This window comes from Nonomuraea sp. NPDC049714, assembly GCF_044465295.1.
GTDB lineage: Bacteria > Actinomycetota > Actinomycetes > Streptosporangiales > Streptosporangiaceae > Nonomuraea.
This window is the reverse complement of the sequence record NZ_JBITLM010000006.1, coordinates 208860-223752: the sequence shown is the minus strand read 5'-3', so window position 1 is coordinate 223752 and position 14893 is coordinate 208860. Positions and strand designations below refer to the sequence as shown.

At 69.5% G+C, this 14893-nt stretch carries 10 protein-coding genes; 2 read left to right on the top strand and 8 right to left on the bottom strand.

All coding sequences use genetic code 11. The features are described from left to right. Positions 1 to 32 precede the first annotated feature (32 nt). The 6 genes from ACIBQX_RS24585 to ACIBQX_RS24560 are packed head-to-tail and all read right to left on the bottom strand — an operon-like array spanning position 33 to position 9521. Positions 33 to 1238, bottom strand: a complete 1206-nt coding sequence (locus tag ACIBQX_RS24585; protein WP_397008241.1) for an ROK family protein — start codon at positions 1236 to 1238, stop codon at positions 33 to 35. Positions 1239 to 1292: 54 nt separating this feature from the next. After that, positions 1293 to 4178 carry a glycoside hydrolase family 3 C-terminal domain-containing protein gene (locus tag ACIBQX_RS24580; RefSeq protein ID WP_397008239.1) on the bottom strand — a complete coding sequence of 962 codons (2886 nt, stop codon included), beginning with the start codon at positions 4176 to 4178 and terminating at the stop codon, positions 1293 to 1295. Between the two features lie 17 nt (positions 4179 to 4195). Further along, positions 4196 to 5017, bottom strand: a complete 822-nt coding sequence (locus ACIBQX_RS24575; protein ID WP_397008237.1) for a carbohydrate ABC transporter permease — start codon at positions 5015 to 5017, stop codon at positions 4196 to 4198. Then, positions 5014 to 5877 carry a carbohydrate ABC transporter permease gene (locus ACIBQX_RS24570; RefSeq protein WP_397008235.1) on the bottom strand — a complete coding sequence of 288 codons (864 nt, stop codon included), beginning with the start codon at positions 5875 to 5877 and terminating at the stop codon, positions 5014 to 5016. Before ACIBQX_RS24570 ends, ACIBQX_RS24575 begins: the two co-directional genes overlap by 4 nt. Continuing rightward, positions 5878 to 7167, bottom strand: a complete 1290-nt coding sequence (locus ACIBQX_RS24565; protein WP_397008233.1) for an ABC transporter substrate-binding protein — start codon at positions 7165 to 7167, stop codon at positions 5878 to 5880. Next, positions 7164 to 9521, bottom strand: coding sequence for a TIM-barrel domain-containing protein (locus tag ACIBQX_RS24560; protein ID WP_397008231.1), 2358 nt, complete (start codon positions 9519 to 9521; stop codon positions 7164 to 7166). The genes ACIBQX_RS24565 and ACIBQX_RS24560 overlap by 4 nt, the downstream gene beginning before the upstream one ends. A gap of 521 nt (positions 9522 to 10042) precedes the next feature. Between ACIBQX_RS24560 and ACIBQX_RS24555 the strand changes: the two genes are divergently transcribed. Beyond that, complete coding sequence (locus ACIBQX_RS24555) at positions 10043 to 11305, top strand: alpha/beta fold hydrolase (RefSeq protein WP_397008229.1); 1263 nt, start codon at positions 10043 to 10045, stop codon at positions 11303 to 11305. 60 nt (positions 11306 to 11365) lie between these two features. On the opposite strand, the gene ACIBQX_RS24550 is transcribed toward ACIBQX_RS24555, so the two are convergent. Further along, positions 11366 to 12604 (bottom strand): MFS transporter, encoded by a 1239-nt coding sequence (locus tag ACIBQX_RS24550; protein WP_397008227.1) that lies wholly within the window; start codon positions 12602 to 12604, stop codon positions 11366 to 11368. 189 nt (positions 12605 to 12793) lie between these two features. On the opposite strand from ACIBQX_RS24550, the gene ACIBQX_RS24545 reads away from it, so the two are divergent. Continuing rightward, complete coding sequence (locus ACIBQX_RS24545) at positions 12794 to 13408, top strand: TetR/AcrR family transcriptional regulator (RefSeq protein WP_397008225.1); 615 nt, start codon at positions 12794 to 12796, stop codon at positions 13406 to 13408. Positions 13409 to 13480: 72 nt separating this feature from the next. On the opposite strand, the gene ACIBQX_RS24540 is transcribed toward ACIBQX_RS24545, so the two are convergent. Next, positions 13481 to 14872, bottom strand: a complete 1392-nt coding sequence (locus tag ACIBQX_RS24540; protein WP_397008223.1) for an NAD(P)H-quinone dehydrogenase — start codon at positions 14870 to 14872, stop codon at positions 13481 to 13483. Positions 14873 to 14893 lie beyond the last annotated feature (21 nt).

Genomic DNA, 14893 nt, shown 5'->3' with positions numbered 1-14893 from the left:
TCATGAAGGGTGCACGCCGCTGTGAACCTAGGTCAAGAGGTTCCGCCGGGCAATCTCCCCGAATCGACGGAGTCGAGCACCCGGGCCGCGCCCCCCAGCGCCACCGCGTCGTACCCGAGAGTCGAGGCGACGACCTCGCAGCCGCCGGACTCCGGCGCGATGGCCCGATCGGCGACCTCGGCCCGCACGGGGGGCAGCAGCCACGAGGCGAGCGGGACGTAGTAGCCGCCCAGGATCACCACCTCGGGGTTGAGCAGGTTGGCCAGGACGGACACGCCCCTGCCCAGGTGGGTGCCGACGGCGGTGAGGGTGGCCAGGGTGGTCTCGTCCCCCGCGCGGGCGGCTCGCACCACCTCCTCGATCTCCACCTCGATCTCGGCCGGTGACGGATCCCGGCGGCGCAGCACGGCGCCGATGCCGGCCATCGCCTCCAGGCAGCCGCGTCTGCCGCAGCGGCACTCGGGGCCGTCCGGGTCGAGCTGGACGTGGCCGATCTCGCCGCTGTAGCCCGCGCCGCCCCTGCGCAGCCGCCCGTCGAGGATGACGCCCGCGCCGACGCCCATCTCGCCGGTGAGATACACCAGGTCGTCGGCCCCGGAGTGGGCGCCGAAGCGCTGCTCGGCCAGCGCGCCGAGGTTGGCGTCGTTGTCGACCTGGATGGTGAAGCCGGGGTCGCGCAACGCCTTGGCCAGGTCGCCGGCGAGGTCGGTGTCGTGCCAGCCGAGGTTGGGCGCGATGCGCACGGTGCCCCGCACGTCCACCAGGGCCGGCAGGGCGACGGCGAGGCCGAGGACCTGCCGCTCCTCCTTGACCATCCGGTTGACCACCCGCCGGATGATCGCGGCCACGGCGGCCACGCCCTGGTTGGCGGACGCGCCCGCGCTGAAGGAGCGCCGCCAGGTCAGCAGCCGCTCCCCGGCCAGGTCGGTGGCGACGGCGCAGACGTAGTCGACGTTGATCTCCACGCCGATCGCGGCGTACGAGGAGCCGTCCAGGACCAGCATCGTGGCCGGACGGCCCACCCGGTTCTCCGTCAGCCCCGTCTCACGCACCATCCGGCGGTCGATGAGGTCGGCGATCAGGCTGGAGACCGTCGCCTTGTTCAACCCTGTCGACGAGGCGATGTCCGCTCGGGAGCACGGCGCGTGCTCCCGCACGAACCTCAGCACGACCGCCAGGTTGGTGGCCCGGACGTCCGCGATGTCGGCCGGCTGAGGGCCGGTCGTGGATGTGATCAAGATTCGCCCCGTTCCCACCGAGAAGTGCCCCCAGCATGCCGTATCCCGAGCTGGTCAGCCGGTCAGGGTGAGATCTTTGAGGCGGATGTCACCCTTGAAGACCACGTACAGGTCCCCCTTTCCCGGCTTGACCGTCGCGGTGGTGGTGACCCAGGTGTAGACGCCGCCGGTGGCCGGGGCCTGGGCGGTGCCGAGGAGGGCGCCCGTGGGGGAGCCGCGGCGCAGCTCGATGGCGCCGCCCGCGACCGAGGCGACCCCGGCGGTGAGGTGGGCGCCGTGGACGCTGTCGGTGAAGGAGATCCAGTCGCCGTCGGATCCGGCGACCACGTCGCCGCTGACCTTGGTCTCATCGGCGAAGGTCACGCCCTCGTAGGCGTCGAAATTCATCGCCCTGGTGGTCTTGGTGAGGTCCCTGGGCGGGATCTTCTCGCCGCCGACCCGCAGCGTGGTGCGCTGGCGGATCCGGTCGGAGGACGAGCCCACCAGGATGTCGTGGGTGGCGGGCTCGACCGCCCAGGTGTCCCTGGTGTGGTCCCACACGGCCAGGTCCGACCGCTTGAGCGGGAACGTCACGGTCGTGCTCGCGCCGGGGTCCAGCGTGACCCGCTGGAAGCCGCGCAGCTGCTTGACCGGCTGCTGGAAGCGGGAGCGGCGCTGGTGGGTGTAGAGCTGGACGACCTCCTCGCCCCTGACCTCGCCGGTGTTGGTGACCTTGACGCTGACCTGCTCGCCGCGCACCCGCAGGCCCTGGTAGCCGAAGGTGGTGTAGCTGAGGCCGTGGCCGAACGGGTAGAGCTCACGCCCCTGGTGGTACAGGTACGTCATCCCGGTCTTGGCCAGGTCGTAGTCCAGGATGCTGGGCAGCCTGTCGTCGGCGGCGTACCACGTCTGGCTGAGCCGCCCGGCCGGGTTGACGTCGCCGAAGAGCACGTCGGCGACGGCGTGGCCGGTCTCGGCGCCCGCGTGGGTGGTCCACAGCAGCGTCGGGGCGTCCACGATGACCGGATAGCTGGTCTCCAGCACCACGACGGTGTTCGGGTTGGCCTTGCGCACGGCCTCGATCAGCCGCTTCTGCCCGTCGCCGAGCCGCAGGTCGGAGCGGTCGTGGAACTCCCGGCCGCTGACCCACGGGTGGCTACCCACCACCACGACCGCGACCTCGGCCTTTCGGGCCTGCTCGGCCGCCGCGGCGATGCCGTCGGAGACGACCTCCTTGGCGAAGCGGGCCGCCTGTGCCTTCGGGGCCAGGCCGAGCGTGCCGTCGGCGGTCACGGTGACGTACGGGTCGGGCAGGCCGTACCAGCTCTCGACGTTCTCGAAGCCGGCGTAACGGATGAGGTGGGAGCCGTCGGACTGGCGTTCCAGCGCGAACTGCTGCTGGACGTACCAGCCGTTGGGCTCGGCGTCGTCGGTGTCGAGGGAGCGCCAGTCGCCGCCGAGCAGCTTGCCGTTGCCCGCGTTGCGCAGTGTGGAGATGCCGCTGACCCAGTCGGTCAGGTCCCACTGCGAGGCGGCCGTGGGGGTGGTGTCGGTGAGGGCGGCGTTGTCGTCCGGGCCGGTGCCGGTGGCGGTGACGTACTTGCCGGACTCGAGGTGCTTGAGCGCGACGCGCTCCAGCCCCTCGCCGGTGGTGACGCCGGGGACGCGCTCCTTGACGCCGTCGAGGGGAGTGATCTGGTACGGCATCGCGCCCCCGTACCAGTCGCTGTAGAGCTTGTCCGCCAGGGGGCCGAGCACGGCCGCGGACTTCGGCGACTTCAGCGGCAGCACGCCGGAGTTCTTCAGCAGCACCGCCGCCTTGCCCGCCGTCTCGCGGTTGAGCCGCTGGTGGGCGGGGCTGTTGATCACGTCCGCGGTGATCTTCTTGTACGGCCCGCCGTCGGGGTCGAAGTGACCCAGGCGGAAGCGGATGGACAGCGCGTGGCCGACGCCCTTGTCCACGTCGGCCTCGGTGATGAGGCCGCGGTCCAGGGCGGCGGTGAGGTTCTCGACGAGCGGGCCGTCGTCGCTGCCGTCGATGGTGAAGCTGTCCTGGCCGGACTTGAGCACGGCGGCGAACGCCTCGGGCTTGTCGTCGAAGTACTTCTCCAGGTCGGTGAGCGCGTGCGGGCCCCAGGCGTCGCTGACGTTGTAGAGCGTCTTGTCGGTCCACGACCTGACGACCTCGTTCAGGTCGGTGTTGACGTGGTTGGGGCGGCCGTTGACCAGGTTGTAGGAGGCCATCACGCCGGTCGCCGCGTCCGCCGAGATGGCCGACTTGAACGCCTGCTGGTAGTACTCGTGCTTGAGCTTGGGTGTCAGGTTGGCCGAGGTGAGGCTGCGGTCGACCTCGTTGTTGTAGGCCAGGTAGTGCTTCAGGACGGGGGCGGTCTTGAGGTAGAACGGGTCGTCGCCCTGCAGCCCCTTGCCGTACGCCGTGGCGATGGCGCCGGTCAGCAGCGGGTCCTCGGCGTAGCCCTCCTCGTTGCGGCCCGCTCGCGGGTCGCGCAGCGGGTCGACCACGGGCGCCCAGACCTGCAGGCCCCACAGGACGGGGTCGATGGCGTTGTGGCCGCGCGTCTCGTCACCGACGGCCGTGCCGACCCGCTTGATCAGCTCCGGGTCCCAGGTGCTGGCCAGGCCGAGCGCCTGCGGGAAGACGGTGCCCCTGGCCAGCTTCTGGTTCCAGTTGTCGTTGAGGTCGTTGGACCAGCCGACGCCGTGCAGGGCCTCGGTGCCGTTCTTGTGGTACGGGATGCCGAGCCGGGGGATGGCGTCCTGCGACTGGTGCAGCAGCCCCAGTTTCTCCGGCAGCGTGAGCCGGCCCAGCAGGTCGCTCACCCGCCGCTCCAGCGGCAGGGTCGGGTCGCGGAACGGCAGGTCGTCGGCCGCCGTGGCGGGGGCGGCGACCATCGAGCCCGCCAGGGTGAGCACCAGAAGTAACGGGAAATGTCGGCGCATGGGGGGTCTCCTCGGGATCACTTCACGGCTCCGACCGTGATGCCACGGGTGAGCGTGCGCTGGAAGATCAGGAAGAAGGCGACCGCCGGCACGATCCCCAGCAGGGCCGAGGCGCTGGACATCGTGGCGTCCATGTACCTCTCCCCCTGCAGGATGCCCAGGGCGACCGGCACGGTCTGGTTGTCGTTGGAGATCAGGAAGATCAGCGGCAGGAAGAACTCGTTCCAGGTCCAGATGAAGAAGAAGATCAGCAGTACGCTCAGCGTCGGCCTGCTGATGGGCACCACGACCCGGATCAGCGTGCGCAACCGCCCGGCCCCGTCGATCGCCGCGGCCTCCAGGATCTCCTTCGGGAACTGACCCAGCACGGCGCTGAGCAGGTACGTGCCGAACGCCGCCTGGATCACCGTGAAAATGATGATCATCGACAGCTTGGTGTCGTAGAGCCCGAACTCCTTGGCCAGGTAGTAGAGCGGATAGGCCAGCGCCTCCTGCGGCAGCGTGTTGGCCACCAGGAACAGCACCAGGATCGACAGCCTGCCCCGCACCCGGCCGATGCCGAGGGCGTAGGCGTTCAGCACCGACAGCACCACGGCCAGCACCGCCACCGAGCCGCTGATCAGCAGGCTGTTCCAGAGCTTCTCGCCGAAGTCGACCCGGTTCCAGAAGTCGATGATGCCCTGCAGATAGAGCCCGTCGGGCAGGCTCAGCGGGCCCGACGAGCTGTACTCGGCGGGCGACTTCACCGCGTTGATCGCCACGATGACGAACGGGAACATCATCACGGCCGCGAGCACGCCCAGCGCCGCCAGCACGGCCCAGCGTCCGGGGCCCCTCACCGCTCACGCTCCTGCAGGCGCAGGAACAGGAAGGTGACCACGATGATGATCACGGCCAGCACGGTGGCGATGGCCGAGCCGTACCCCACGTTGCTCTTCTGGAAGAAGTTCAGATAGGAGAAGTACGACGGCACCATCGTGGCGTTGCCGGGCCCGCCGCGCGTCAGCACGAAGATCGGGCCGAACACCTTCAGCGCGGCGATCGTGCAGGTGAGCAGCACCACGAAGATCTCCGGCCGGATCTGCGGGATGGTGATGTGCCAGACCCGGCGCCACCAGGAGGCCCCGTCGAGCTCGGCCGCCTCGTAGAAGGCCGGGTCCACCCGCTGCAGACCCGCCATGAAGATCACCACCGGGTAGCCGAGCTGGAACCAGACCATCACCGCCATCACCGTGGCCAGCGCCAGATCCGGGTCGCCGAGCCAGTCGAGGTCCAGGCCCAGCGCCTGGTTGATCGCGCCGTACGAAGGGTGCAGCATCCACCCCCACACCACGCCCGCCACCGCCACCGGCAGCACCTGCGGCAGGTAGTACATGGCGCGCAGCGCACTGGCCGTGCGCGGGCCGAACCGCTTGCCGACGAAGTCGAACAGCGCGGCGGCCAGCAGCAGGCCGAACGCCGTCGGCACGATCGCCATGGCCACGATGAGCGCCACGTTGTTCTGGAACGACAGCCAGAAGCGCTCGTCCTCCAGCAGCCGCGCGTAGTTGTCCAGCCCGATCCACCTGGGCGTGCCCACCCCCGACCAGCGGGTGAAGCTCACGCCCAGGTTCATCAGGAACGGCACCACGATGACGCCCAGGAACAGGATCAGGCTGGGCACCAGATAGAGCCAGTAGCCCTTGGTACGGTTCCTCATCTAGTTACCGAGATCGGCGAGGTTGTCCTCGTACGGCTTGGCGATCTCGGTCAGCACCTGGTCAGGCGTCTTGCTGCCGTTGATGAGGTTCTGCGTCCCCGCGACGAGCACGTCGTAGTAGCCGGGGGCGGGCCAGTCGGGGTAGAACGCCAGCCCGTCCTGAGCCGTCAGCTTGTTGAAGGTCTCGATGAGCTCCTTGCTCTTGGCGTCCGTGATCGCCGCCGGGTCGGCCGCGACCGGCACGCCGCCGGAGTTGCCGAGCAGGTTCTGGATGTCCTTGGTCATCGTGAGGTCGATGAAGTCGTAGGCCAGGTCCTTGTTCTCGGACTTCTCCGGGACGACCCAGAGGTTGCCGCTGGAGCCGGGGGCCATGGTGGCGCCGGGGAACAGGAAGTGCCCCCACTCGAACGAGGTGGCCTCCTCGGCGACCCGGCCGTACCACCAGCTCCCGCTGATCATGATGGGGAACTCGCCCTTCATGAACGCGACGCCCATGTCCTCGGCCTTGAGCCCGGAGGACTTCTTGTCGACGTAGCCCTTGCTCACCCAGTCGGCGAAGGTCTGCGCGCCGTAGGTGAACTCGGGGCCGTGGAAGTCGACCTTGCCGTTGTAGGTCTGGTACGCGTCCACCCACGGCCGCTGCGCCTTGGACAGCGCGAGCTGGTAGACGATCTGCTGGGCGGGATACTCGGCCCCGGCGGAGGCGATGGGCGTCACCCCGGCCTTGACGAAGGTGTCCAGCGCGGCCGTGAACTCCTCGAAGGTGGTGGGCACCTCGACCTTGTGCTTCGTGAACAGGTCCTTGTTGTAGTAGACCATCACGAACTCGCCGTAGTTGGGCAGGCCGTACCACTTGCCGGATCCCATGACCCCGCGGTCGTCGTACTTCGCGGTGGTCGCCAGGCCGCCGGGCAGCAGCTTGTCCCAGCCGCGCTTGGTCACCTCCTCGCTGAGGTCGGCGATCAGGCCCTGCTTGGACAGCAGGCCGGCGGTGGCGTTGCCCTTGTTGTACTCCATGAGGTCGGGGGCCTCGTCGGAGTTGAGCACCATGCTCGCCGTCTTCTGGATCTGCTCGAAGCCCTTCTCCTCGAACTCGACCTTCACACCGGGATGCGCGGCCTCGAACTGCTTGATCGCCTCGGCCCACGCCTTGCCCATGGCGCTGTCGGCGCCCTCGTAGTGCCAGAGCTTGAGCACCCGGGGCGCACCGCTCTCGGGGGCCTCCGCGCCGGAGCCGCACGCCGTCAGGGCGAGCACCACGGCCGCCAGTGCCGCCACTTTCCTCATCATGATTCCTCCTGGATGATGACGGCCCGGCCGGGAGCACCCGCCACCGGGGCGAACTCGACGGCGGCGACCCGTTTCTGCCCGGTGACGGTCACGCGGAGCGTGTCACCGTCCCGGGTGGTCACGACGGCGGTCTCGCCGTCGGTGTCATGGATCCGCATCCGCCGGTCGCCGCCCCCGAAGGCGACCAGCGTGATCCGGTCCGGCGTGCTCACGGTGCCACCGGGCCCACTGTCACCGGGCCCACTGTCATCGGGCCCACTGTCATCGGGCCCACTGTCATCGGACTCGGTGACGGGGATGAGCGCGCCGTGCCGGACGAACAGCGGGACCTGCTCCAGCGGCTTGCTGACCGTGAGGTACCGGCCGCCGCCGTGCACCTCGCCCGTCCAGTAGTCCACCCACTCCCCCGCCGGCAGGTAGACCGCCCGGACGCCCTCGGGCGAGGTCATCGGCGCCACCAGCAGGTCGCGGCCGAGCAGATACTCCAGGTCGGCCTGCCAGGCGACCGGGTCCTGCGGGTGGTCCACGCAGAGCGCGCGCATCATCGGCGCGCCGGTCCTGGCGGCCTCGACGGCCGCTGAGTAGATGTACGGCATCAGCCGGTAACGCAGCTTCAGCGCCGCCACCGCCTGCTCCTCGACGGCCGGGAACTCCCACGGCTCCCGGCTGGTGGTGCCGTGCAGGCGCAGCAGCGGCGACAGCGCGCCGAACTGGGTCCAGCGGACGAACAGGTCGTCGGTGGGCCTGCCGGTGAACCCGCCGGCGTCGTGACTCCAGAACGGCACGCCGGACAGGCCGTGGGCCAGCCCGCCCCGGATGGTGCTGCCCATGGCCGCGTAGCTGGTGAAGGTGTCGCCGCTCCACTGGGCGCTGTGCCGCTGACCGCCCAGGAAGGACGAACGCGCCCAGACCAGGCTGTGGCCGTGCACCTCGCGGGTGACGGCGGCGACGGCGTCGTTGAAGAGCAGGGTGTAGACGTTGTGCAGGTCGGTGCCGGTCATGCCGTTGAAGGCGACCGCGTCGTGCGGCACGCCCTCGGCGAAGTCGGTCTTGAAGGCCTGCACCCCCTGCTGGAGCAGGGGCCGCAGCAGGCCCTGGAACCAGCGGACGGCGGCCGGGTTCGTGAGATCGACGATGCCGCAGGGCGGGTAGGAGCCGTGCCAGGTGTCAGCCACATACGCCTCGCCATCCCGATTTTTCAGGAAATATCCGGCGTCGGCGGCCTCGGTGAAGGCCGGGCTCAGGTGGGAGATGTACGGGTTCATCCAGAGGCAGACCTTGAAGCCCATCCCGTCGAGCTCGGCCAGCATCGCCTCGGGCTCGGGAAAGTTGACCGGATCCCACCGCAGGTCCGACCAGTGACCGTCGCTCTGCCAGTAGGTGTCCAGATGCAGCACGTCACACGGGATGCCGCGCTCCCTGATCGTGCGCGCTCTGGCCAGCACGCGCTCCTGGCTGTCCACACAGAACCCGGAGGAGATCCAGGTGCCGAACGCCCACTTCGGCGGCAGCTCGGGCCGGCAGGTCAGCCCGTCGAACCGGTCCAGCACCTCGGGCGGCGTCGGCCCGGCGATCACGTAGTAGTCCAGCACGTCGTCGGGCACCACGATCTGCACGACACTGTGCGTCGACTGGCACACGTCGAACTCGGTCGGCGCGCCGCTGTCGACCAGGATCCCGTAACCCTTGCTCGACAGGTAGAAGGGCACGTTCTTGTACGCGCGCTGCGACTCGGCGCCGAACGCGTCGAAGTTCCACATGATCGGCCGCTGCCCGCGCTTGTCCAGCGGCGTGAACGACTCGCCGAACCCGGCGAACGCCTCGTCGGGGGCGGCGGCGAAGCTCTCGTGGTAGGCCACCGCCGCGCCACCGGCCGCCGACCTGCCGAACGGCAGCGTACGCAGCCGCCCGCTGATGTCGGTGTGCCCGCGATCCTGCTCGACCAACGTGGCGCCGGAGGCGTCGGTGAACCGCAGATGCCACGGCGCGAGCTGGATCTCGGCCCGCAGCGAGCCCGCGTCGACCACGATCGGCTCCCCGGGCACCCAGTCGGCCCGCGCGCCGTGGTAGGTGCCCGGGGTCACCAGCTGGATGGCCCGCTCCGACCGGGGCCTGGCGTCGGCGTCCTCGCTCAGCCGGACCCGGATCACCCCCTCACCGGCCACCCCGATCTGGACGACCAGGGCCTCTTCCGCCGTGGTCACGGCCTTCACCATCACGCCCGTCGCGTCGGCGGCCACCAGCTCGGCGGCGGTCAGCGCGGACAACCCGCCCTCACCGTGCGCACGAACCGGCAGCTCGGGAGGGTCGGCAACGAAGTACTCGTGCGCCACCAGAGGGGGGCGATAGGGCATGGACACTCCTTGACGGGGACAGCGCAAACGTGGGAGTTAGTTTGGCGTCCATACGAACAAACGTCAACGCTTCCCCTGACGGGCCCGCCAGTCCCAGACGTCGCCCGCTCGCCACGCGAAGGCCTCGACACACCCTCGACACCCCCTGGCAGGGGCTGCCGGCCCCCTGCGCCCCGAGCGGGAGGCGAGTGCCGTGGGGCCACATGCTTCGGGCAGGGGAAAGAGGTCACTGATAAGTGATGTTCAGCCCGCAAGAGCGCCGTCTATCGGCTTTTCCCGTCATTTGCTGGCTTTAGATCCGCAGGAACATGAAAGATCCAGACGTGCGGGCCGGACCACTTTTACATGAGCACGGACACATGAAGCGCCGATTGTCTCCGATCTTCATGAAGGCTTCATCCGGGCAATCACACGAGCCACATATCACCGCACTTGACTGCGACACGAGTACAGAGGAGTGCCGGCGTCAGACCCGATGGATGCGAGGGAAAGACATGCGACCTCAGGTACGGCTGTCGGCGATGGCAGCCTCGGTGGCCGTGGTGACGGTGGCCGTCGCGGGGTGCGGAGCGGCCGGGACGCCTGCCGCGAAAGGCGGGGTGAATCCCTCGGCCGGCGCCTCCAATTCGCCCACACCCGTCAAACCGATCGCGATCGACGAGGCGAAGTGGTTCCGCGAGATCCGTCTGGAGGATTGGACGGAAAATGGCGGCGATACCGCCGTGATGCAGGCGGTGCTGCACCGCATCCAGAAGGCGACGGGCGAACGGGAGAATCGGCAGTGGTTCGACACCGTCATCAGTCCCGGTCCCGGCAACTGGATCACGGAATGGACCACCATTGCGCAGCAGGCGCTGGGCGAGGCTGATGCCGCCCACTCCCGCGGCGATCCCCGCACCGCGCGGAACCAGTATCGCGCGGCATCGCTCTACTTCACGGTGGCCGCCTACCCCCAGCACCGGGAGACGGCAGAGGAGGAGAACGCGTACAGGATGGCGAAGGACGCGTACGAACAGGCGGCCCGTCTCGGGGACGCGGCCTTCGAGCGGCTGCAAGTGCCCCTCGAAGGCGGAACGTTCGAGGCGTTCCTGCATCTTCCCAAGGGCAACGGCCCGTTCCCCGTCGTGGTCGTCTCAGGCGGCATCGACGTCGCCAAGACCGAGCATTTGACGCTGTTCGAGAAGTATCTCGCTCCTGCCGGTATCGCCATGGCCTCGCTCGACAACGCGGGCTTCGGTGACAGCCAGGACTGGCCCGCTGACAATCCCGAAATGGACCGCCTGTACAGCGCCGTTGTCAACACGCTGGGCGCCCACCAGCTCATCGACGCGAAGCGTATAGGTGCCATTGGTATGTCGTACGGAGGGAACACGGTGGGACGTCTGGCCTTCACAGACGAGCGGGTCAAGGCCGTGGTGTCCGTCTGCGGTCCGGTGCACCAGACACTCAACGCCGGCACCGCGTTCATCGGCAACCTCCCGCCGCAGGCGCGGGCGGCGCTGGCCGCTCGCTACAACGTCCCGGTTGAGAACACGAAACGGCTGGCGCAGCTCGCCAGGAAGGCGTCGCTGGTCAATCAGGGCTACGTGGGCAAGGTGCGCACCGACACCCCGATCCTGGTGCTGGTGACAGCCGACGATCCCTTCGCCCCGGTCTCCGACGTCAAGCGACTCGCCGCCTCATCCGCCCGCGGCGAGGTCAAGATCACCGGGGGCCACGGACACTGCCCGCCGGTCAAGGAACGCAACCCGGCAGCCTCGGACTGGGTGAATCGAAACCTGTGACCCTGCCCCCGCCGTCCAGATAACGGTCGGGCCGCTGTTCGTGTCGCTCGATCCGGGCCATCAGGTCCTCGAGGCCGGCCGGGGCGAACTCCCGGCGGTGGCTGCCCGTCCTGCCGCGCCCTGGACCGCCGGGGGCTTCAGGAAGCTCGTGGCCCAGGCGACCGGAATGACGATCACAGCGATGATCAAGCCGGTGAGCACCGCGGACGAGGCGGTGGAGCTGCTGATCGCCACGCCACCGGCGGCCGAGCCGAACGCGATGCCCACGTTGACCGCGGAGGCGGGCAGCGACTGCGCCAGCGCGCCGCCGGGCCCGGCCAGGCTCATCACCCGGTACTGGAGCGAGGGCGTCATGACGCCGACGAACAGGCCCAAGGCCAGCAGCCCCAGCGCCGCGAGGACCGCGTTCGCGCCGATGAGGTAGAGCGCCAGCAGGGAGACCGCGACGCCGGCGGTCCCGACGATGAGGGTGCGCGCGGCGTTGGTGTCGGCGAACCGGCCGCCGCCGAACGAACCCGCCGCCGTGGCCACGCCGTAGGCCAGGAGGAACACGCTGATCAGCGCGCCGGAGACGCCGGTGACGTCCTGGAGGAACGGCACGAGGTAGGTCAGGGCCGCGTACAGCGCGGCGTATATGAGGAGGGTCAGGCCCAGAACGGCGAGCACGCGTGGAGCAAAGGCGTGCTTGGCCTGGCCGGCGGCGCCGCCGCCGGTGCCGGGCACCGACGGGACCAGCATCAGCGTGGCAAGCAGCGCGAGCACGGTGAGCCCGACGACCGCGGCGAACGAGCCGCGCCAGCCCAGCACCTGGCCGACCAGCGTGCCCAGCGGCGAGCCCAGCGCGGCCGACACCGCGACGCCGGAGATGACCACTGCCATCGCCCGGCCCATGCGCTCCCGCGGGACGACCGCGATACCGGCCGCGAACGCAGCGCCGATGAACACGCCCTGCAGCGCTCCGGCGACGACCCGCGCGGCCAGGAACAGGCCGTAATCGGTGATCAGTACCAAGAGCAGATTGGCCAGCGCGAACAGAAGGAGCGCGCCGATCAGGACAGACCGCCTGTTCAGTTTGATGGTCAGCGCGGTGAGGATCGGACCGCCGAGGGCCAGACCCGCCGCGTAGGCCGTCACCAGTGTGCCGGCCGCGGGGATGGAGGCCTGAAGGTCGCGGGCGATCAGGTTGAGCACGCCGACCACGAGCAGTTCGGCACTGCCCAGCACGAACATGCCGAGGAACAACGTGGCCAAGGCGAGGTTCGCCCTGCCGGGGCTCAGTGCTGCTTGCTGAGTGTTCATGTCCTTCTTTCAAGATCACGTGGCGTTCTCCGGCTACCTCCGGCAGCACGACGAGGGGTTGCCTCCAAGCGGACCGATCGGTCCCGGACCGATCGGTCCCTATGATTGGAGGAGGCAGACGGGATGTCAAGGCCGCCGCCTCGGAGATTCCGGACCTATCGGTCCGATATGCTGGCAGGGGAGGAAGAGATGGCACGAAGGCCCGATCCGGGGACCCGCGACCGCATCCTGAGCGTCGCGTCCCGCCTATTCCAGGAGCACGGCCCGGACGGGGTGGGGCTGCAGCAGATCATCGATGAGTGCGGCTGCGGCAAGAACGTGCTCTATCGCGAGTTCGGCAGCAAGGATGACCTGGTGGTCGCCTATCTGGACCGCTGCAGGCAGGAATGGGTCGACTTGATCAAGCAGGTGACCCGGCCGTTGCGCGAAGATCCGGCGGGCCAGCTCATCGCGATCGTGGGCGCGGTGGCGGAGCGGTCCGCCGCCCCCGGATTCCGCGGCTGCCCTCTTCGCAACAGCCTGCCCAGCTTTCCCGACGCCGGTCACCCGGCACGCCAGGTCATCCTGGACTACCACCTCGCCAGGCGGGCCCTCCTGCGCGACCTCGCCGAGCGGGCGGGAGCGCGGGATCCACGAACGCTGGCCGACAAGATCATGCTGCTGATCGACGGCTTGCACACGAGCGGCCCCATGCTGGGCAAGGAGGGGGCGGGCGAAGCGGCCGTCGCTTTCGCGAAGGAGGCCGTGAGCGCCGCCGTCGGTGACAGGCAGATTGGGCTCCGAAGGAGCAACGAGCAGGTCTGAGGCCTTGGCGCGCAACGCGAACTGTCCGGATGACGCACACCCGGCCGAAGGCCAGGCAGGAAGGCCCAGATCTCAGAGCCCCGAAGCCTCCGGTTGCATGAGCCGGCGGGCCGCCTCGGTGATGGACCCGGACAGCGACGGATAAACCGCGAAGGTATGAGCCAGCTGCCCCACCGTCAGCCGCTGCTGCACCGCCACCGACACGGCCAGGATCAGCTCCGACGCACGCGGCGCCACCACCACACCCCCGAGCACGATCCCGGTGTGCGGCCGGCAGAAGAGCTTGACGAACCCGTCGTTGAACCCCGACATCTTGGCCCGCGCGTTGGTGGCGAGCGGCAGCTTGACCACGTTCGCCTCGATCTCGCCCGCCTCGATGGCCCGCTGGGCGACGCCGACGGCGGCGATCTCCGGGTCGGTGAAGATGTTGGAGGCCACGGTGGCCAGCCGCAGCGGCTGGACCGCCTCGCCGAGCGCGTGCCAGACGGCGATGCGGCCCTGCATGGCGGCGACCGAGGCGAGCATGAGCACCCCGGTGCAGTCGCCGGCGGCGTAGACCCCGGGGGCGGAGGTGCGTGAGACCTTGTCGACCTTGATGAACCCGTTGCGGTCGAGCTGGACCCCGGCCTCCTCCAGGCCGATGCCGCCGGTGTTGGGCACCATGCCGACCGTCATCAGCGCGTGGGAGCCCTCGGCCGTGCGGCCGTCCTCCAGCGTCACCACGACGCCGTCGGCGGTGCGCTTGACGGAGGCGGCGCGCGAGCGGCCCATGACGTTCATGCCACGGCGGCGGTAGACCTCTTCCAGCACCTCGGCGCCGTCGGCGTCCTCGTTGGGCATCATCCGGTCGCGGCTGGAGACGAGCGTGACCTCGGCGCCGAGCGAGCGGTAGGCGCCCGCGAACTCCGCGCCCGTCACGCCCGACCCGATCACGATCAGGTGCTCAGGCAGCTCGTCCAGATCATAAAGCTGGCGCCAGCTGAGGATGCGCTCGCCGTCGGGCTCCGCGCCGGGCAGGATGCGCGGGGTGGCGCCGGTGGCCACGAGCACCACGTCGGCGCGGATCGTACGGTCGCCGGCCCGGACGACCTGGGGGTCGACCAGCCGGCCGCGCGCCTTGACGATCTCGACGCCCTCGGCCTGGACCCGGGTGGCGATGTCGGCCGACTGCGCCTGCGCCAGCTCCTTGACCCGCTTGTTGACCAGCGGCAGATCGACCTGCGCCACGCCGACGTCGCCATCGAGTCCGCCGGTGAAGGCCACCCCCAGCGTGGGCGCGTCGAGGAGCGCCTGCTTGCGGACCGAGGTCGCGATCAGGGTCTTGGACGGCACGCAGTCGGTCAGGACGCAGGCGCCGCCTGGGCCGTCCTGCTCGACCATCGTGACCTGCGCGCCTAGTTGTGCCGCTACGAGCGCCGACTCGTAGCCGCCTGGTCCGCCACCAATGATCACAATCCTCGTCACGTATCCCATTGTCCCGCATCC

Excerpts from the sequence above, each read along its gene's own strand:
- ACIBQX_RS24580 (WP_397008239.1), bottom strand. The coding sequence starts at position 4,178 with ATGCGCCGACATTTCCCGTTACTTCTGGTGCTCACCCTGGCGGGCTCG.
- ACIBQX_RS24560 (WP_397008231.1), bottom strand. The coding sequence starts at position 9,521 with ATGCCCTATCGCCCCCCTCTGGTGGCGCACGAGTACTTCGTTGCCGAC.
- ACIBQX_RS24550 (WP_397008227.1), bottom strand. The coding sequence starts at position 12,604 with ATGAACACTCAGCAAGCAGCACTGAGCCCCGGCAGGGCGAACCTCGCC.
- ACIBQX_RS24570 (WP_397008235.1), bottom strand. The coding sequence starts at position 5,877 with ATGAGGAACCGTACCAAGGGCTACTGGCTCTATCTGGTGCCCAGCCTG.
- ACIBQX_RS24565 (WP_397008233.1), bottom strand. The coding sequence starts at position 7,167 with ATGATGAGGAAAGTGGCGGCACTGGCGGCCGTGGTGCTCGCCCTGACG.
- ACIBQX_RS24545 (WP_397008225.1), top strand. The coding sequence starts at position 12,794 with ATGGCACGAAGGCCCGATCCGGGGACCCGCGACCGCATCCTGAGCGTC.
- ACIBQX_RS24555 (WP_397008229.1), top strand. The coding sequence starts at position 10,043 with ATGGCAGCCTCGGTGGCCGTGGTGACGGTGGCCGTCGCGGGGTGCGGA.